The 20,513-nt window shown below is 67.0% G+C and carries 8 protein-coding genes; all 8 read left to right on the top strand.

Going from position 1 to position 20,513, the window contains the following annotated elements:
* Nucleotides 1–167: 167 nt before the first annotated feature.
* The 8 genes from AOM46_RS01415 to AOM46_RS01380 all read left to right on the top strand — a co-directional run bounded on the left by AOM46_RS01415 (nucleotide 168) and on the right by AOM46_RS01380 (nucleotide 19,793).
* Nucleotides 168–359: a hypothetical protein gene (locus AOM46_RS01415; protein WP_062204358.1), complete on the top strand. Its 192-nt coding sequence runs from the start codon at nucleotides 168–170 to the stop codon at nucleotides 357–359.
* 264 nt (nucleotides 360–623) lie between these two features.
* The gene (locus AOM46_RS01410) at nucleotides 624–2,753 is read left to right on the top strand and encodes an AIPR family protein (RefSeq protein ID WP_234313578.1); all 2,130 of its coding nucleotides are present in this window, start codon (nucleotides 624–626) and stop codon (nucleotides 2,751–2,753) included.
* A gap of 244 nt (nucleotides 2,754–2,997) precedes the next feature.
* On the top strand, nucleotides 2,998–5,148 hold the full coding sequence (locus AOM46_RS01405) for an N-6 DNA methylase (protein WP_078856371.1): 2,151 nt from the start codon (nucleotides 2,998–3,000) through the stop codon (nucleotides 5,146–5,148).
* Complete coding sequence (locus AOM46_RS01400) at nucleotides 5,145–6,569, top strand: hypothetical protein (protein ID WP_062204356.1); 1,425 nt, start codon at nucleotides 5,145–5,147, stop codon at nucleotides 6,567–6,569. Before AOM46_RS01405 ends, AOM46_RS01400 begins: the two co-directional genes overlap by 4 nt.
* Entirely contained in the window at nucleotides 6,569–10,903 is a 4,335-nt protein-coding gene (locus AOM46_RS01395) for a serine/threonine protein kinase (RefSeq protein ID WP_067225810.1), read from the top strand. The genes AOM46_RS01400 and AOM46_RS01395 overlap by 1 nt, the downstream gene beginning before the upstream one ends.
* On the top strand, nucleotides 10,894–12,549 hold the full coding sequence (locus AOM46_RS01390; RefSeq protein WP_062204354.1) for a hypothetical protein: 1,656 nt from the start codon (nucleotides 10,894–10,896) through the stop codon (nucleotides 12,547–12,549). The genes AOM46_RS01395 and AOM46_RS01390 overlap by 10 nt, the downstream gene beginning before the upstream one ends.
* Entirely contained in the window at nucleotides 12,546–18,146 is a 5,601-nt protein-coding gene (locus AOM46_RS35040) for a hypothetical protein (protein WP_062204352.1), read from the top strand. The genes AOM46_RS01390 and AOM46_RS35040 overlap by 4 nt, the downstream gene beginning before the upstream one ends.
* 225 nt (nucleotides 18,147–18,371) lie before the next feature.
* On the top strand, nucleotides 18,372–19,793 hold the full coding sequence (locus AOM46_RS01380) for a DUF234 domain-containing protein (protein ID WP_062204350.1): 1,422 nt from the start codon (nucleotides 18,372–18,374) through the stop codon (nucleotides 19,791–19,793).
* Nucleotides 19,794–20,513 lie beyond the last annotated feature (720 nt).

Raw genomic sequence — 20,513 nt, 5'->3', positions numbered from 1 at the left:
GGGCTCCGGCGCCGAGCCCTCGTGAGACGACCACGGCGTCGAGCCGCTGCGCTTACTGGCCGGTCAGGCGGGGGCGCGCTTGTTGGCGGTTCAAGACGTCGCGAGCGGCCCATCGACGACCGCCTCGCCTACACCAGCACCTCAATGACGAACTCAGCAGCGGCGAGATGTACCAACTGGCCCGCAGCGAGCAGTCCCTGACCGTAACGGTCGGGGCCCGCGTTTGCCGGGCCGCAGGTCTGGAGAGGCCCGCTGCCAGGCCCGCGGAAGTGGTGGTGACGATGGGCACGGGCGAGGTCGCCGGCCTCGCGACGCTAATCGAGCAGGCCCTTAACCGGCCGGTGGCCGTCGTCGTCTGACTAGCAGCTGGTCGGGCGGCTGGACAGACAGCGGCGCCGGCACTCATGCCATGACAGTCCGGCGGCATGTGCGGCGCGGACCGCTCCGAATCTGCACCAGCCTTGCGGATGCGGGACCGCGCGGGCAGTCGTCGACGCCCTCAAGACCGACCCACAAAGGATTGCAACGGAACCTCCTCCAGCTGGCGAAAAGTTGCGTGAGAGCGATCTTCGCCTTATACCCTCCTCCCCATCAGTAAGTTCCGGGGGGGGCAGGAGCACGCCATGAGCAAGCTGCACATCGAGTACATCCGCAACGCCATCGACGAGCGGTACGCTGACCTGCTGGACATGTCAGACCTGCCGAAATCGACCTCCGCACAGGGTCGTCGACAGGCATTCCTCAGTCGCGGTATCGCGGCGCTCGCCGTGCAGTATGAACACCAGGTCGGTCCGCGGGCCGCCGCTGCATGCGTCTTCGACGGCGCTGACGACCGCGGCCTGGACGCGATCTCGGTGGAGCTCAGCACTCCGCAGCCGCGGATCTGTCTGGTGCAAGCCAAGTGGAGCGACGCGGGCAAGGGCGGCTTTGACGAGGAGGCGGTGCACAAGCTGTTCCGCGGCCTTGACCTGCTCTTCGACCGGGCCTACTCGAAGTTCAACAGTCGTTTCCAGCCACTGGTGCCAACTCTCCAGCAGGCGTTCGAATTGGGCCTGCCGAAGGTGACCATCGTCCTTGCGCTGATGCGGACCGCGCCCCTTGACCCCAGAGTGCGGGAGTTGCTGGAAGAAAAGGTCGCCGCGCAGAACGAAGTCGATGAGATCGTCGACTACAAGGTTCTCGATCTGCGTGACTTCCACCGAACCATCCTCGGCGACGCGGCTGCGCCGAAGATCGATGCCTCGGTCAGGCTTGATGGGTTCGTGCAGGAGTCGACCCCGTACAAGGCGCTCTACGGCACCATGACGGTCCCCGACCTCGCGGACCTCTACGGCGAGCACAGCCGAGGGCTCTTCGCTCGCAACATCCGGGATTCTCTCGACTTGACGGACGTCAATATCAAGATTCAGAACACGCTGTTGGAACAGCCTGAGCACTTCTGGTACTTCAGCAACGGCATCACCATGCTCTGCGAGACGATCAAGCCGGTCGGCCGAGCAGTCCCCGGGAAGGTCGGTGACTTCAAGCTGACCGGCATCAGTGTGGTGAACGGCGCGCAGACCGTGAGCGCCCTGCATCGGGCCTTCGTCAAGGATCCCGACACCGCGGAGATCGGCCGGGTCACCGTGCGGCTGATCTCCCTGGAGGACTGCCCGGAGGGCTTCGGGGACCAGGTCACCACCACGACGAACACGCAGAACCCGATTGAGGAGCGCGACTTCAAGTCGCTCGATCAAGGACAGATCCAGCTCCGCGAGGATTTCGCCCTGTTGCTGCACCGTAGCTACGTCATCAAGCGCGGTGAGCGTCCCCCGGAAGAGGAGCAGCACGGCTGCTCCATGGCGGATGCCGCGGAGGCCCTGGCCGCCGTCCACCCCAATGCTCAGCTCGCGGCGGTGGCCAAGCGAGACCAGAACCTCGCAGGTCTTTGGGAAGACAGCGTCTACGAGCAGATCTTTGGGACGTCCCCGAACGTGTACCGGGTCTGGCGCTCGGTCGAACTGCTCCGCGCGGTCCGAAAGGAGCTCAAGGCGCTCCGCGACGGCCTGCTCTGGCGCGCCGATGCCGCCGCTTCGCAGGGTGACCTTCTCGTCACCCACATTGTCTTCCGCCGCTTGAACACCACTGCCATCGAGAACCCGGACTTCAACTGGCCGGGCGAACTCGCCAAGGTGCCGCAGCTGGTGCAGGACACCTTCGCGTGGGTACTGCGTGCGATCGACGACGAGTATGGCAAGAGCAGCCACATCATCGCTGCGGTCCGCAACGCCGAACGCATGCAGCGCGTGGTCCGCGCGGCCATGCGGGGACTTGACTCCGGCAGCGCCGCTCCCACTCTTCAGGACGGATACCAGGTCGCGGGAGCCGAGCAGCGCGGGCGGCAGGTCAACGCGGTCGTCACCCTCATCACCGCAGGCCGCATCGCGGAGGGCACCGAGCTGGAGTTCCGCCCCTTCTCGCGGCCGGAACGGCGCGAGATGACGGACTGGCTCGCGGCGAATCCTGACCGTGCCCGTGCAACATGGTCGAACGAGAACGGCAACAGGAATCCTCTGCGTTGGGCCGCGGACCAAAAGTGGTACTCACCCAGTGGTCTGGCCCGGAAAATGCGGGCGGAGGCGTCAGGCGTGAACACCTCGACACAGGGCACAGTGCGGTGGTTCGTGCCCGACGAGGGCTCACTCGAAGAGTTGGCCTACGAGGTGCGGCAGAACGAGGGGACCGACACCGACACCGGGCCGACGGAGCCGTGACAGGCGGGAGGCAACGGACGCGAGACTGACCGCCGGTCGCCGGTGATTGTCAGTGCCTGTCGCTAAGGTCAACGGGCTTGCGAAAGGGGTCGATATGCCTTCTCCAGGAAGGCTCCGCCCGTCGGTTTCTGGGCCGTAGGATCGCAGGTGACAGCCGTTGCGGGAGAGCCTGCAGAGCCGCAGCAGAGCCCTAAAGCGGCTGGTATCTCACGCACCACCGAGCAAAGGGAAGAAGCATCCGCCGATGGAGGAACTGACCTTGGATCTGGACAGCCCGCAGCAACCTGCGGACGGTGCCGGTCGGGCGGCGTCAGCGGAGGCGACCCAGCCACAGGTCACGGCCCTGGAAGAAGGGCAGATCGTCGACTACATCACCGGTGAGGCGATCAAGGAGACCGAGAAGGAGAAGGTCCGCCAGCGCATCGCCCGGGCCCTCGTCCACGAGCACGGCATCGACCCCGCCGACATGGCGCGCGACTTCCGCGTCACAGTCAGCGAAGAGGGCTCAAAGCGGAAGCGGACCAAGTCGGCCGATATCGCGATCTTCGAGTCAGGCGCGCCGCACGCCCCGGGGAACCTACGCCGCGTGGTGATCTGCAAGCCGGAACCCAAGAGCAAGGGCAAGAACGTCGTCAAACTCCGTGAGCCCGGCCAGGCGCAGAAGGATCTTGAAGCCCTCCAGGAGCTGATGGGCAACGAGGAACGCCCGCTGTGCGCGGACGGCATGTGGACAGACGGAGTCGACTTCTTCTTCCTCAAGAAGGTAGTCAGCGACTTCGGTGCGGATTTTGAGGATCGCAGTGACTGGGCAGTCGCCGACGGGACCCTCGGCAGCCGCACCGTCGCCTCGCACCAGCGACTGCGACGAGCAGAGCCCGAGCGCCTCAAGACCGCGTTCCGGCGCTGCCACAACTACATCCACGGCAACGAGGGCATGCCGAAGGACGCCGCCTTCTGGCAGTTCCTCTACCTGCTCTTCGCCAAGATGTACGACGAGCGGGTCAGCCGGGGCACCAGCCATGGCCGCTTCCGCACTGGCCTGAAGGAGATGTTCGAGAAGGACGGCCGGGCAGCGATCAGCGCCCGCGTCAGGGAGCTCTTCGAGGACGTCAAGCGCGAGTACAAGGACGTGTTCAGGCCCACCGACGAGATCACCCTCTCCGACCGGGCGCTCGCGTTCATCGTCAGCGAGATCGCTCCGTACGACCTGAGCGGCACCGACGTCGACGCCAAGGGCCTCGCATACCAGGAGCTCGTCGGCACCAATCTGCGCGGTGACCGGGGTCAATACTTCACCCCGCGCGGCGCGGTCAATCTCATGGTCGAGATCCTCGACCCACAGGAGGACGAGACGGTCCTCGACCCGACCTGCGGCACCGGCGGCTTCCTCCAGGCCACGCTCAAGCACCTGCACGACACCTGGAAGAAGAAGGCCGGCACCTATGGCTTCCCGGACACTGACGAGGAACGGGAGCGCTACCGGGACCGGCTGAAGGAGTACGCGGAGAAGCACCTGATGGGTGCGGACTTCGACCCCTTCCTGGTCCGTGCGACCACCATGTCGATCATGACGCTTGCGGAGACCACCGGGAATGTCTTCCACATGGACTCTCTCGCCTTCCCGCGTGGGCACCTCCCGGGCGTCGAGGAAGCGAAGAAGAAGATCCCGCTCGGCAAGACCGTCAACGTTCTGCTGACCAACCCACCATTCGGGGCGGACATCCCGGTCAGCGACGAGTCGGTCTTGGGATCTTTCCGCGACGGAATCGCCAAGTCCTGGGGTCGAAACAAGGAAACGGGTGAGATCGAGGAGAGCCTGACCAGCAAGCCGAGCAGCATGGCTCCCGAGCAGCTGTTCATCCAACGCGCCATCGAGTGGGTCAAGCCTGCCGGCCGCATCGGCATCGTCCTGCCCAACGGAATCCTGTCCAACCCGGGCCCGACCGACGAGGCGATCCGCCGGTACATCCTGGAGCACTGCTGGATCCTCGCAAGCATCGAACTGCCTGTGGAGACGTTCGTCGTCGATGCCAACGTCAACATTCTCACCACACTCCTCTTCCTCAAGCGCAAGACGGACCAGGAAATCCGTAATCACCGGCTAGGGACGGAGAAGGAGTATCCGGTCTTCATGGCAGTCGCCGAGAAGGTCGGCTTCGACCGACGTGGGAACGAACTACACAAGCGAGAGCCCAACGGGAAGATCGTGGTCGAGACCTCGGTCGAGCAGGAGCGTCTGCGTATTCGCGGCAAGGAGGTCGTCCGACCTCTACGGCGCAGCAAACGGGTCATCGACAACGACCTACCGGTGATCGCGGCAAACTACCGGGAATTCCGAGCCAAGTACCCGGTGCCGGGCACCGACCCGCGCCAGGGCACGGAGGCGGGCGCGTGAAGATCGCCAACCTGTCCAACCCAGTGACATCCGCCTGGTTCCAGGAACAAGGGCTCCGACTCGACGCTTCGCCGTATGTCTCGGGCGCGCTGAAAGTGAGGAAGCTGCTACAACGGCTTCCAGAGACGGTGCCGTTGGCGAGCCTGACGACAGGACACAACGGTGGGATCTTCAACGGCCCCATGTTCCGCCGGGTCTACCTCACCGACCCCGAGCACAGTGTGCCGTTCCTCGGCACGAAGGACATGATGGCCGCCGACCTCACCGGGCTACCCAGGCTGCGGAAGGCCGACGCCCACTCAGCGGCACTGTCGTACCTGCAACTCAAGCCGGGGATGACGCTGATCTCGTGCTCAGGCTTCAACGCAGGCAGGCGGGCCTATGTCCGTCCGGACATGGACGGCATCTGGTCTTCGCAGGACACCCTCAAGGTGCAGCCCGACCCCGAGCAGATCAAGTCGGGATATCTGTACGCCTTCCTGCTCAGCCGGTTCGGCGAGGCACTCGTACGCGGGTCGGTGTACGGATCGGCAGTTAAGCACATCGAGCCGCACCACATTGCGGGGCTGCCGGTTCCGAGGTTCGGCGATCGGGTGGAGTCCGAGATTCATGAGCTGGTGGAGGAGAGCGCGGAGCTGCGCGCTCGGCACCAGGCCGAACTCGTAGCCGCGACCAAGGACTTCTTCGACAGCAACGGGCTCTCCGAGCTGAACGAGCTGCGGTGGCATCAGCAGGAACGGGATCTCGGCTTCGAGGTCGCCAGCGTGGGGCCGACCTCTCTGCGAGCGTTGAACTTTGCGCCGAGGGCTCAGCGGTTGATCGAGAAGCTCGAAACGGTGCCGGGAGCCAAGCTCGGGGACATCTGCTCCGGCGGCCACCTTGGGTCGGGAGTCCGGTTCAAGCGAGTCGACAGCGATCCCGAGAACGGCGTTCAACTCGTAGGTCAAAGGCAGGGCTTCTGGCTGCGTCCGGAAGGCCGCTGGATCAGCGCCGCCCATGCGCCGGGCGGCATCTTCGCTGAAGACGAGACCGTCATGATCGCGGCACAAGGAACCCTCGGTGAGAACGAGGTGTTCTGCCAACCCATCTTCGTAACCGGCAAGTGGCTTGACTACGCCTACACCCAGCATTTCCTCCGCGTAGTCACTGGCGCCCCCGACGTCTCCGGTGCGTACCTCTTCGCCTTCTTCCGCTCCCAGACAGCCTTCCGGGTCCTGCGATCACTCAGCGTCGGCGGCAAGCAGCAGGATATCCACGAGTTCCTGCGGACCCAGATCCCGGTTCCGATCGCTCCCCCCGCCGACCGCGAGCGCATTGCCGCCACCGTTCGCACCGCCTACCGATGTCGCGACCGCGCCGATGTCCTTGAGGACAAGGCGCTCGCGCTGCTCACCGCTGCCGTTGAGGAGGCCGTTGGCTGATGGGTGCCAGGATCGTTGCTGTTGGGGAGGCCGTCAACGATGCCGAGCGGCGCGTGATCGCGCACCTGCGTGATCACGCGCCGGACGACTGGACAGTCCTGCACTCCGTCGAAATTTCGTATGGGAACCGTCTGTTCGAGGTTGACCTCGTGGTGGTCACCGGGCACGCGGTGTACGTCATCGACGTCAAGGGCACCAGCGGCCGGATCGAGGTCGATGGCAGCCGCTGGCATCCGGCGAGGCGGGCCCCGTTCCGGAGCCCGGTTCCCAAGCTGCAGAGCCACGCCAAGCAGCTCAAGACGATCCTGGAGACCGCACACCTGCCGCTGTCCCGGCTCTGGACCGATGCGCTGGTCGTCCTCTCGGCCCGGGACGCGGTCCTGGTGGACAACACGCCCGTGCAGCGCGACGCGAAGGCGACGGTCGCTCTGCCGGCTCTGATCGGACGCCTGACGGATGTCGGCCGGATGCCTGCGTCGTCCGGTCGGTTCGACACGGATATCTCCGCGCACCACGAGGCGATCGTGAACACGGTGCGGGGCGCCTCGCACGCGCCGTCGGGGCCGCTGAGATACGGCAGCTGGGAGGTGATCGAGCGGCTCAGCGAGTCCCAGCACGCCGAGGGCGCCGATGTTCTGGACGAGTACCGGGCGAAGAACGCCCTCGCGGTGCAGGGTTCGGGCACGGTCCGGCTCCAGGTCCGCCAGGCCGACCCGTACGCGCCGGAGGCCGAGCGGTTGCGGCAGCAGAAGCGGATCGGGATCGCCTACGAGGCGTTGGGCAAGCTGCCCGCGCATCCGAACATCGTGGGGGTGCGGGACTTCTTCGCCGACGAGGACCGGGGCGTGTACGTCACCGTCTTCGACGATGTACCCGGGCATGCCCTGAAGCTGCACCTGACCGGGGCCGCCGACCCGCTGACCGCCGACGCCAAGCTGCGCAGCATTCGGCACGTCTTGCAGGGGCTCGCGCACGCGCACAGCCGGCGGATCGCGCACCGCGAGCTGAACCCCTCGACGATTCTGATCGCGCAGGACGGCCGGGCGATGTTGACCGGCTTCGAGTACGCCAAGACCGCTCAGCAGCGCGGTCACACGGTGCTTCAGGAGGCCCGGCAGGTCGCCGACCCGACGTACCTCGCTCCCGAATGCCACACCGACCCCGCCGCCATGGGGATGGCGTCGGACGTCTACGCAGTCGGCGTCATCGGTTACCAACTGCTCACTGGAGAGTTGCCGTTCGGCTCGGTGACCGAACAGGCGGGGGCCGCCGGCCAACTACCGGCAGACGGGCTGGAGAACGCCGGGGTCCGGGTGGAGCTGGCGCACTGGCTGCGAACGCTGTGCGCGACGGCCCCGGACGCGCGGCCCAGCGCCCTGGAAGCGCTGCGCCGCCTGGACCTGGCGATCGGCGCGCGCCGCGCCGGGGCCAAGCGGATCGGCTCCTCGGCCGCGCGACCGATGCAATCATCCGCTGCCGACCAATCCGGCGGCCCGGACGCACCGCGTGGAGCGGACTTCTTCAAACGTCTGCCCGCCGACTTCCAGCTCGGCACCAAGTACCTGGTGCGCCACCGTCTTGGCCAACCCGGCGGATTCGGCGTGGCCTACCGGGTGTACGACACGATACGGAGCGTCGACCGGGCGGTGAAGCTGGTCCTCAGGGACCGCGACTCCCCGCTGGAGCGGCTCAAGCGCGAGGCCGACGTGCTGCAGCGGCTGCAGGGCACGCCGCACCCCAATGTCGTGTCCATGGTGGACGCGGACCGGCTGGCCGCCCCCGATCCGTACCCGTATCTGGTCTTCGAGTTCGTCGAGGGCAAGGACGTCGCCGAGGTGATCCGCAGCGGGAGAATGGGCGCGGCGGACGTGCTGCGGCTTGCCGTCGATACCGCGCGTGGGCTGCGACACATCCATGACCTCGGGGTGTGGCACTGCGACATCAAGCCGAGCAACCTGCTGTGGACCGACGACGGCGTCAGGCTGATCGACTTCGGGATCGCCAAGACTGCCGACTCCTCCGAAGGACACACCTACACCAGCGCCCGCTACAGCCCGCCTGATTTGGACCAGGTGCCGGCCAACGCGACCGGATACGTCGATCGTGATCTGTTCGGTCTGGGGGTCACGCTGTACGAGGCTTTGACCGGCGGGCAGTACCCGTGGGACGCGAACTCACCGCTGCCCAACGTCGCGCCGACCGACCCTCGGGTCGCGTACAGCGGCTTCGGCGATCTCGCCCCCGGTTTCGCCGAGATCCTCCTCCGGTCGATCTCCCCGAGCCGCAGCGAGCGGTTCACCACGGCAGAGGAACTGCTCCAGGCGCTCCAGACGTTGGAGTCCGCACGGGATGTACCGCCCCCCGCTCCCACACCCGAGCGCCTGGAGTTGCCGCCCGTCCCGCCGTCCAGCGATGGTCCTGGCGAACAATCGGTCTCCGAACCCGACACCAACCCGTTCGTGGCGCATCTGCAGACCCTGTACAGCCAGAGCCGACGCAGCAACCGCGGCACGCGGGGCCTCGACCCGCACACCATGTCCGTGTACGTCGAGACGGCCCTGGACCGCGAGCTGGTCCCCGCGCTGCGGCAGGGCAAGCACGCACTCGTCGTCGTCACTGGGAACGCGGGCGATGGAAAGACCGCGTTCCTGGAAAGCTTCGAGCGTCAGGCCCTTGAGCTGGGCGCCGAGTTCGGGCCCCGGCGGCCCAACGGCAACGACTTCACGTTGGACGGCCGCCGGTTCCGCACCAACCACGACGGCAGCCAGGACGAAGGCGAGGTCGGCGGGGACGACGTCCTGGAGGAGTTCTTCGCGCCATTCGCCGGTGAGGACGAGTCCGGCTGGGACGGCATCGAGGGTGAGACGCGGCTGATCGCGGTCAACGAGGGGCGGCTGATCGACTTCCTGAGCCACCACCACGACCGCTTTCCCTACCTCGCCAAACTCGTCAACCTGGGCCTCGCTGGGCGGCAGACGGGACAGACAGTCGCCGTCGTCAACCTGAACGCCCGTGACGTGGCGGCCCGTCCGGCAGACGCGGACGGCGTTCCGCTGGACGGCGAGTCACTGCTGGAGCGGATGCTCACACGGATGACGCACGAACGGTTCTGGGAGGAGTGCGCGACCTGCGACCTCGCTACCACCTGCTATGCCCGGCACAACGCGCAGACCTTCCAGCACCCCTCCGCCGGGCCACAGGCGATGCGGCGGCTACGGCGGCTCTACGAACTGACGCAGCTGCGCGGCAAGCTGCACATCACCCTGCGCGACCTGCGCTCGGCGCTTGCTTTCACCCTCACCTCGGGCCGTGACTGCGCGGAAATCCACAAGTTGTACGCGGCCGGTGACGCCCGAGCTGTCCTGGACAGCTTCTACTTCACCGCGCACCAGGGCACTCCCCCGGCCGATGACGGCAGCCCGAGGGAGCGCGACCGACTGCTCTCCCTGCTGCGAGAGGCCGACGTCGCCGCCGTGCCGCAGCCACGCCTCGACCGCCGCCTCGACTATGCGGGGCTGCTGGAGGACGGTGCCCTGGTCACCGTGGACGGGCGCGGAACTCGGGATCGGGTTCTGCTGACGCAGCGGTTCGCTGAACTCGGCCGGTCGAACCTCAAAGGTCGAGGCCACGCAGGCCAGGCAGCCGATCACCGCCGCTACCTCGACGCGGCACGTCGGCTGCTCTATTTCGAACTCCACGATGAAGAGCGGGCGGCGCGGATGCTGCCCTACCCCTCGGTGCTGCACTTCATGGAGCTGTTGAGCACGGATGCCTCCATCGATGAGGCACGGGACTGGGTGCTGCGCGCCCTCAACCGGGGAGAGGGTCTGACCGCTCCAGACCGCATCGGCAAGTCGCTGGCCCTGCAGGTGCGCGAGGTGTCGGGCGGTCTCGTCCGTAGTTACCGCCGCTTCCCCGCCGAAGGGTTCCGCCTCGCGCCGGGACCCCCGACTGCCTCCGCCTACATCGAATCCGGTCGCACGGCGCTGCGTCTGACCTACCAGGACCCCGCGGGCCGGCAGGGCGGGATCGCGGAGCTGGACATCCGGCTCGACCTGTTCGAGCTGTTGCAGCGGTTCGGTCAGGGATACCGGCCCTCGGTGGCCGACCTCCAGGGTCAGCAACTGGCGTTGGCCGTGTTCAAGAACCGGCTGGCCGCTGTCCCCTACCAGGAAGTGCTCCTCACCACACACGGACACGATCTGCGCCGCGTCCACCGCTCCGAGGACGGCGTCCTACACATGGAAGACCTGGCAGCCGCCTCGGCAGATGCGGCCGGCGGCCTGGACGACGACCAACACACCGACGGGGCGGAGGAGACGGCATGGCGCTGACGGGATCGCTCGGCACGTTCCACCACCCCGGGGTCAGCCGGATCGACTACAAGCCGCTGGACATGGACCGGGTTCTCACCGCGCTGCTTGCCCGGCTGTGGCACCAGGGCATGCCAAGCAAGATCAGCCGTACATCGACGCTCGACGTCGACGTGTTCGTCAAGCTGTTCCTGGAGCACCCCGAGGTGTTCGACGGCTTCGACCGGGAGACCACCACCCGCTGGACCGTCACCCATCTCATGGACATGGTCAATCGCGGCAGGTCCGATGAAGCCGTGGCCGCTCCCAGGCCGCTGCACGGCTTCACCTACAGGTTTCGCAACAGCCGCAAATCCCGCCCGTACGGAGCCGACGAGCAGTTGTACGAGATGCTCTGTGCGGACGACGGCGCCCTTAAGGGACTGCGGGAGTTCTTCTTCTCCGACGTGGACCGGGCCACCGGCGCCATCAGCCCTGGCCCGGACACCGACGTGGAGACGCAGGCACTGTTGCACCTGGTCAAGCTGGCGGGCGGGCGGATGCAGGACCAGGCGGACACGAGCAAGCCTCGCACTCCCTATCCGCCTCTGTGCGCCGAACCCGCACAGTTGCTCTGCCAGGACGTCATGCGGCTCCTCTACCACCAGGACCACATGCCGCGCACCGTACTGGTGGACTACCTCAAAACACTGTTCGCCTTCCACCTGGCGCTGTACCACCTGCGGATGATGAAGTTACTGCCCGCGACGGTCACCAGGGGCACAGTGCCGGACACCTGCCGCAAGGGGCACGGCTCGCAGGCCACGGCGGACCGCTGCCCGCACCAGGTGCGGCTCTTCCTCGATGCGGACGGCACCCCCGGCACCGCGTCCGCCGCCCTCGCCGAGCACAGCGCGGACATCTGGTACCGGCGTATCCCCCGATTCATCCAGGCGACCTACCAGGTGAAGAAGCTTGATGACTTCGCCGAGTCCCTGGCCAAAGTTGGAACGCTGAGCCGACCTGCCGGTCGGAACCACTTCACCCCTGAAGAGGCGCTGCGACTCCTGGACAAGAAGCGCCGCAAGGACCGCGACGCCTTCTTCCTCCAGCGCGTCAACCGGGTGCGGGACGAGGAGGAGGACCTCCCGCCCGAACTCAAGCAGATCATCCAGCTCGGACTCGACCCGTTCGACGAGTACACCGAGATGCTCATGCACTACCGCGGCCGTTACTACCGGAGCCAGTTCGTGAAGTGTCTCGACTCGATGTTGCTGAAACACCGTCCAGGCGCCCTCCTGGCCCAGCCTCGCGGTGGCGGCGCGGACTCCGCACGTCGGTTCATTCTGGACGGGCGTCTCCTCGAAGTCCTCCTCCAGGTTTCGTTGCTACGCGAGGACGCCGACGGCAACGGTGATCTGGCCACCGCCCCGATGCGGGTGGACGCATTTCTCGCGCTGCTGCGCTCCCGATACGGGCTCTATATCGACCGCCTCCCCGATGGCGACGGCTTCACCGGCGCCCACCTCGACGACCAGGCGGCGCTACGCGCCAACTCCGCCGCCTTCCTCAACCGCCTGCGCGAGATCGGCTACTACCAGGACATGTCCGATGCCTACCTGACGCAGACCATCACTCCCAGGTACGCCATCGGCACCGGCGCACGGACGGAGGCCAGCATCCGATGACCAGCCCCCCGACTGGCACGACCGGCCTGGTCGAGGCCACCGCGAAGGACCTACGCGAGGCCCTCGAAGGCATCCTCGTGCCCCAGTTGGCCAAGCTCGTCGCCGAGCGCGGCGCGGGGCACTGCATGCGTGTCACCGAAGTCGAGCCCGAACTCGCCGCCTCCCTGGTGCGTCGGCTGCGCGGTGCGCTCGGTCCCGATGCTACGGTCTGTCTGCTCTGGCCCGCCGAGGATCTCTCCCCGGACAGGCCGTTGCATGACGTGGGCGTCAGCAGCACCAAGCTGGTTGAACTACGAAACCGCAGGGACGGCGAAGGCGCCCTCCCCGGCCCGCTCATGGTCTTCGTGCCGCCGGGCACCCGGGTCAGTGCCGAGGATTCCTTCGGCATCGCCACGTTCGAGGAAGTCCCGCTGGGCGACACATACGCTCATCTCGCCGGTCATCTTCTCGACCAAGTGCCGCAGCAGCTGCGTCCTGGCGTCGACGAACTGCTGGCTGCCATCCGCACCCGCCCTGACGGGCGACAAACAGGCGATCGTGCCATCACCCAATATCTCCTCACCCTTCAGATCAACGGCTACCGTGGCCCAGTCGCCGGAGCGGCGGTCTACCACTTCGGCCTCGTACCGGACTTCGACCTGTTCACCGACCCAGCCCAGGTACGGGAACGAGTCGGCAAGAACCACGGCCTGGTGCAGAAGCTCACCGACTCACCACGCTCCGAACGCCAACGCGTCCTCGACCTCGGCTTGAGCGACAGCGACTTCGCGACCCGCCTCGCTGCCTTTGCTACCCGCTGTGGCCTGGAAGACCCCAAGACGTGGACCCGCCGCATTGTCATCGACCGGGAGAACTGGGGCCTGTCCTTCGGTAACTGGCGCATCGATGAGCGACACCGCGCCACCCTCTCCATCGACCTTCGCGAACTCGGCCTGCCCTCAGCAGGCGACAACTCCCAACACCTGACGGACTACCCGGCACTGGCCTCCATCGCAGGCCAGCCCTACCTCCTCACCGGCGAGAAGGGAGTCCGCGACATCACCGTGCGCTTTGCCGTGCGGCCCAATCCACGCAAGGTGGAAGGGCTGGAGCGCTTCCGCGTGGAGATCGTTTCCGAGAGCGGTGGCCCGATCGGCAGGGCGTCCCACATCGGCAAGGGGAAGACGGCCAAGCCCGAGTACAAGAAGGCACTGGGCCGCCTCAACAAGATCGACTGGGAGGAGGGATGGCACTACGTCCGCGTCGTCCCCCTGAATGCGGAAGACGAGACTCTTCACGTCGCCCCTGGCGCCCACGACCTGCCCGGCGGAGAGAGCGAGCGGTTCTACGTCGTCCCCAACGCTGAGGCCGAGGAGCCACCGGAACGCAACGCTGGACGCTTTCCCGGCCTCACCCAGGCTCTACGCTCCCTGCAACTGGACGCACTCGCCGCGGGAGAGGACCCAACGCAGGTCACCGCCACAGACATCCGGTGGAAAGCATTCAGCGCCCGGAGCCCACACCGCACCCTCAGTGCGAAAATTCACGCTGCGGGCAATGGCGAAATCCGGCTGTCCCCGCTGCTCGTCCAAACCCAGCAACATCTGCTCGCACACCCCGGCGACACCAGTCTGCGCCGATTGCTCCTGCACCCGGATGGCACCGCTCGACTGCCCGATGGGGACGACAGGGACCTCGGGCGCTCCCTCTACAGCCGGGCAGCCGAGGCCTACGACACGTTCGTCGCCGCCCGGCGGGCCTATTTCACCGCGATCACAGGCGAGACGGCCGAGGCCATCGAACCCGCCGAGCTCCTGGTCAGTGAAGCGATCGACTTCGAGCAAGTACGCGACGAACTCGCCGCGTACGCCGAGGCGTACGCCGAGCTCGTCGACGCAGCCGCGCTCCAAGTCGAAAGAGCGACCGACACTACCCGGGGCGACGCTCTGGAGGCGCTCGCCCGCGTCCAGCAGATCGACTGCGTGGCAGCGACGCTCACCGACGGAACGGGCCGACGCGACACCGTCCTGCTCGTGGCCCCCACCCACCCGCTGCGGGCGCTGTGGCTGGCCACGTGGTCGGCACTCGGCTTGGACTGGACAGGCCGCCTGGCCTCCGGAGACAAGAAGACGGTCCTCCCCGTACGGGAATCGTTGCTGGTGTCACCGGCACCCCTCGGCTTCCCCTTCGCCGTCCCGCGTCAGGACGGACGGTTGATGGCCGCGACCGACAATCTCACCCCGTACTGGGGCGTGTACCTGCCGAGCGAGACCGCCGACCCCCGCGGGGTGATCGGCCGGCTCGCCACTGCCCTGAACCTCCCTCCCGAGAACGCCCAGGCCACTACCAACGGCAGCGGTGCGCTATCCGGGATGGCTCTGGCCGACCGCATCGAGCGCTACGTCCGCCTGCACCCGTACGTCAGCAGCCTCGTGATGAACGTAGTCAACGCGGGCCGGGCCGAGATCGTCGCCGACGCCCTACTCGAACTGCAGCGCCGTACGGCAACACACGACCTCACCTACGACATCCGTCTCTGCGTGATCGATCCCGAGGCCCCCGAGACCGGCGCCGCCCTGATGGAGTTGCAGAGCGCACAGAGCCAGATCCCCTCCGCCGAGGCCGAAGCTTTCCTGCACACCACTGGTCCAGCCCGGGTAGCCAAACTCGTCCACTCCGTGCGTTCGGTGTACGAGTTCACTCGACAGCCAGCGGAGTTCGACGCCCATCTCACCATCCTCATCGATGCTTTCGGCGGCGAGCAACATGCCTCCACGGCGCGCCAGGACATCACCCACGCGCCCGTCCACGGACTGGTGCAGGCAACCGCCTCCGCCTACGAGGAGAGGGACCAGCAGATTGTCTGGCGCACCGCCCCACGCCATGGCACGGCCCTCGCGGTAGACGACGCCGAAGACCTCACCACGTTGATGGGCCGCCTCCCCGCCCTGCTCGCCACTGCCGCAGCCTGCGTAGCCACCGCTGGCCAGGCTCTGCGCAATGTCCCGTGCACCGTCTTGTCGCTCGATGTCGATGCCCGCAATCTCCTCTACCAGGCACACCAGTCCGGCGACTGGGTCGTCACCATCGACCGCACACTGGGCCTGGAGTACTTCGACGACGCCAGCCAACACGGTAGGCCCGAGTACGTCATCGACTACGCACCCGCCCAGGGCAGTGGGCTCGGACACCAGATCATGGTCAGCTCCAACTCGGTCGACGAGCTGCGCACCCTCCTCCGGCCGACAGCCGAACAGCACGGACTCGCCGTCGAAGAACGCCACCTCAACACGTTCTTCGACCAGCTCCGGCTGTTGTCGGGCAACCTGGCCTTCAAGCTGGCGTCCACCGCGCCCAACCAACGCACCGAGGTCCTCGGCCTGGCCCTGGCCCGTCTCTACCTGGACTACCAAGACGTCCTGCACAACCAGATCGTCGTGCCCCTCGACGCCCACCCCGAGCTGTACACCGAGGCCCGCCGCCAAGCTCGCGAACTCGGCGATTCCCTCTCCTTCCAGCGCAGCGACCTCGCGCTGTTCCAACTCGACGCACGGCGACGGACCATCACCTGCCGTCTCGTCGAGGTGAAGTGCTACACCGCGCTCGACGACGTCGGCTCCTACCAGCGGCTCAAGACCAAGGTCACCCAGCAGCTGGAACGCAGCCAAACGGTACTCGCCGAGTCCTTCGACCCAAACCTCACCGCCCCCGACCGCGTCGATCGCCCCGTCAAGAACCTCACCCTCGCGTCCATGCTCCGCTTCTACCTGGAGCGCGCAGCCCGCCACGGCACCCTGAACCAGACCGCCCGCTCCGTAGCCCATCAACTGCTCGACAGCCTCGACGACGGTTACCAGCTCCGCTTCACCCGGAGCGGCCTGATTTTCGACCTCGCCCGCAGCGGCACCGACCAGGAAACCGACGGCGATGTGGAGTTCCACCGCATCGGCCAAGACCTCATCACCGAACTCGTCGCGGCGATCCCGACGGTGCGACCAGGTGTGCCGGAGCTGCGGGACAACGTCGAGCCCATGGTCGACGACCACGGCGTCCCGGCACCCGACGGTGCCGCGACTGCTCCGACCCTGGCTCTGCTCCAGCTCTCCCTCCCGCGTCCCACTGATGCGGCCTTCCGCGCGGACGACGGTGTGGTGGCGGAAACGGAACAGCCAGCGCGGGAGGAGGAACCAGTGTCGGGCGGAGAGAAAGCTTCCGCCCCACTACAACCGACGCGCGATCAACCTGCCCGCCTGGAAGGGGAGTCCGTCCGGACAGCTCCGCCAACCACGGCAGACCCGGTTCTGCCCGACGCGCCGCCCGAGATCACCGGAGTCACCCCACAGAACCTTCGCGGCGCCCCTCCCCCGGACGGCCCGAGCCCCGTCACCCCGCCCTCCGCTCCGCCTGCGCCCCGCACCCACAAACCAGAGATCTACCTCGGTGTCACCCGTCCGTCTCTCCAGCACGGCGTCCTGGGGGAAATCGCTGGCCGTACCGTCTCCCTGGACCTCAACGAGACCCACACCATCAGCCTTTTCGGCGTCCAAGGTGGCGGCAAGAGCTACACCCTGGGCAGCGTCATCGAAGCAGCCTCGCTCCCAGCGCCGGCCATCAACGTCCTGCCGCACCCGCTGGCTACGGTGGTCTTCCACTACAGCAAGACCCAGGACTACGCACCCGAGTTCACCTCGATGGTGCACCCCAACGATGACAGCGCCCAACTTGCGGCTCTCAAAGAACGTTACGGCACCGAGCCGCGAGCTCTGACGGACGTCGTCCTTCTCGCACCAGAGGCCCAGGTAGACGAACGTCGCGCGCAATACCCGGGCATCGAAGTGCACCCACTGGCCTTTTCATCAGCCGAACTCAAGGCCAAGCACTGGAAGTTCCTGCTCGGCGCCGTCGGGAGCCGGTCCACGTACATCAAGCAGATCGCCAAGGCCATCCGTAAACACCGCAACAACCTCACTCTCGACACGATCCGCCATGAACTGGCCAACTCTCGGATGCCGGACCACATCAAAGACCTCGCAGAGGACCGCCTGGAGCTGGCAGCGGAGTACATCGACGACAATGTCCGGCTCAGCAGCCTGATCCGCCCCGGACGCCTCGTCATCGTCGACCTGCGCGACGACCTCATCGAAAAGGACGACGCCCTCGGCCTGTTCGTCGTCCTGATGCAGCTGTTCGCCGATGCCCGCGACGGTGACCGTCGCTTCAACAAACTGGTCGTCTTTGACGAAGCCCACAAGTACATCGACAGTCCGGACCTTGTGGCGGGCCTGGTCGAGTCCGTCCGCGAAATGCGTCACAAGGGTATGAGCATCCTGGTCGCAAGCCAGGACCCGCCATCCGTACCCGTACAGCTGATTGAGCTCTCCAACCACATCATCCTCCACAAATTCACGTCTCCGGCCTGGCTCAAGCACCTACAGAAGGCGAATGCTGCTCTGTCCGGCCTCACTGCGGAGAAACTCGCTCAGCTCGGCCCGGGCGAGGCATACATCTGGTCGAGCAAGGCCACAGACCTGGCCTTCACCCACGGCGCTGTACGCGTCCGGTGCCGACCCCGGGTAACGCAACACGGTGGGGGCACGAAAACGGCATCCGATTACTGAGGCCGACCTCGTGGTGTCATCGTTTGACTGTTCGGGCGGGTCGGATGGCCTGACCGGTCTCTCGCGCAGCCGCCCCCTCTCACGCTGGCGTTCCACGGGCTGGGTGACGTAGTACGACAGGCCACGACGCCTCGCAAACCTGGAGAAGAGTTGCGGAGCAGATAGTATCGCTGTCGATACTATCTTCCGTTTCGCGGATGATGTTGGTACGACGGGATCTCTCTCATGCACCGCTTTATCGGTAGGGACCACGAGCTCCGCACATTGCGACGGACGCTCGACGAGGTCCGCGCCGGGGCGGGTGCGGCGCAGCCGGGCCGGTGCCTGCTCATGCGGGGTAGGCGGCGCGTGGGTAAGTCCACTCTGGTCGAGGAGTTCCTTGCCCGGGCAGGGGTCCCCCATCTGTTCTTCACCGCCGCCGGCGGCTCCGCGGAGGACGAGCTGGCGGAGCTGGTCGATGCCGTGGCCGACTCCTCCCTGCCGGATCGCTCGCTCTTCGCGGAGGAGACGCCGAGCCAGTGGAACGCGGCCTTCCGGCTCCTGGCGGAGACACTGCCCGACGACGCCCCGAGCGTGGTCGTCATCGACGAGGTGCCCTACCTCATGAGGCGCGTCGACGCCTTCGAGGGCATGCTCCAGCGCGCCTGGGACCGGTTGCTCAGCCGCAAGCCGGTCCTGCTGCTGCTGGTCGGTTCGGATCTCTCGATGATGGAAGCGCTCAACAGCTACGACCGGCCGTTCCACCAGCGGGGTCGGGAGATGGTCGTGGGGCCGCTGACGCCGGCGGACATCGGCGAGATGCTGGACCTGGAACCGGCCGCCGCCTTCGACGCCGCGCTCATCACCGGCGGGCTGCCGCTGATCTGCCGGGAATGGCGGGCCGGAGCCTCGATGTGGGACTTCCTGGACGCGTCGCTGGAGAACCCGATCTCCGCCCTCCTGGTCTCGGCCGAGCGCTCGCTCGCCGCCGAGTTCCCGCCGCAGGCGTTGGGCAGGGACGTACTGCGGGCCATCGGATCGGGCGAGCGGACCTTCACCAACATCGCGCGGGCCGCCGGCGGCATCGCCCACAGCACGCTCAGCAGGGCGGCCGACCTGCTGATCGACAAGCGGGTGGTGGCGGCCGAGCTTCCGATCTCCCCGCGTCCCTCGAAGGAACGCCGCTACCGGGTGGCGGACCCGTACCTCCGCTTCTGGCTGGCGTTCCTCGACCCCCATATGGCGGAGATCGAGCGGATGCGCGGCGACCTCACGCTGGCACGGATCCGAGAGCAGTGGACCAGTTGGCGGGGACGCGCGGTCGAACCCCTGGTCCGGGAGTCCCTCGCCCGGATCCTGCCGGACGGCGGACTGCCCGCCGCCCCCGCTGTCGGCGGGTACTGGACGCGCGGCAACGACATCGAGATCGACCTCGTGGGCGCGGATCGGCAACCCGTGGCGAAGCAGTTGCTGTTCCTGGGGTCGATCAAGTGGCTTGAGACGGCCCCCTTCGACGCCCATGACCTGGCCACCCTGCACAAGCACAGGGCCGCGCTCACCGACGAACCGATCCCCCTCGTCGCGGCCTCCCGAAACGGCGCCACCTGCTCCGGCCTTCAGGCGGTCTTCGGGCCGAACGAACTCCTCAGGGCATGGCGGCCCCGCTGATCGGACGGTCGCCCATGGGACCGGCCGGATGACAGAAGCCGTTCCGGTCATCACCCGTGCGCGCGGCTGGTTGGCCTTGATCCGCCGAAAGGGGCACGAGATTCCAGCGGCTCCAGACGCGCAGAGGAAGCCGGCTCCAGGAGTGGGCGCGATAGCGAAGGACCTACACGCCGACAGAGGCGGACACCTCCAACCGGGCTGCGGCCGAGCCTCGGCGTGCACAGGGATCCCGCGCTGTAGGAGATCCAGTGGGTGGCGGGCTGGGCGTAGAGGCCGGTGCTGCGGCGGGTGATTTCAGTGAGGGCACCGGGGTATCCGCTGGCGCCAGCGGTCCGGGGCCTTGACGAGCTCTTCGAGGTCGGCACCGGTGAGCAAGCAGTCAAGGGCCCATCGACAGAACGCGGCTCCCGTCCCAGTAGGTGGCCTGGTCGCCGAGGAGTGCTTCGGTGGCGGCCAGAACCTCGCGGTAGCTCTGTCCGCCGGAAAACGGCTCGTCGATGTGTCGGCTCCGCGGTGCGGCACGGGCTGTCTGCGGGCAACCGTTGAGGCGCCCGTAGTCGCACTCAAGCAGACGGCGATCCTGACGGATCGCCACTGTGGTGCCCTCGAAGGCGATCCGCGCGGCGCCCGTCGGAGGTGAACACCGCTGTGATGCCGTCGTTGCGACAGCGTTCCCCGTGCCGGTCGGCGGCCGGCCAGTGAGAGGACGCCCGGTAGCCA

The sequence above is a fragment of the Streptomyces sp. NBRC 109706 genome, from assembly GCF_000974485.1.
Classification (GTDB): domain Bacteria; phylum Actinomycetota; class Actinomycetes; order Streptomycetales; family Streptomycetaceae; genus Streptomyces.
This window is presented reverse-complemented; position numbering and strand designations above follow the sequence as displayed.

Excerpts from the sequence above, each read along its gene's own strand:
- AOM46_RS01415 (WP_062204358.1), top strand. The coding sequence starts at position 168 with ATGTACCAACTGGCCCGCAGCGAGCAGTCCCTGACCGTAACGGTCGGG.
- AOM46_RS01410 (WP_234313578.1), top strand. The coding sequence starts at position 624 with ATGAGCAAGCTGCACATCGAGTACATCCGCAACGCCATCGACGAGCGG.
- AOM46_RS01405 (WP_078856371.1), top strand. The coding sequence starts at position 2,998 with ATGGAGGAACTGACCTTGGATCTGGACAGCCCGCAGCAACCTGCGGAC.
- AOM46_RS35040 (WP_062204352.1), top strand. The coding sequence starts at position 12,546 with ATGACCAGCCCCCCGACTGGCACGACCGGCCTGGTCGAGGCCACCGCG.
- AOM46_RS01395 (WP_067225810.1), top strand. The coding sequence starts at position 6,569 with ATGGGTGCCAGGATCGTTGCTGTTGGGGAGGCCGTCAACGATGCCGAG.
- AOM46_RS01380 (WP_062204350.1), top strand. The coding sequence starts at position 18,372 with ATGCACCGCTTTATCGGTAGGGACCACGAGCTCCGCACATTGCGACGG.
- AOM46_RS01390 (WP_062204354.1), top strand. The coding sequence starts at position 10,894 with ATGGCGCTGACGGGATCGCTCGGCACGTTCCACCACCCCGGGGTCAGC.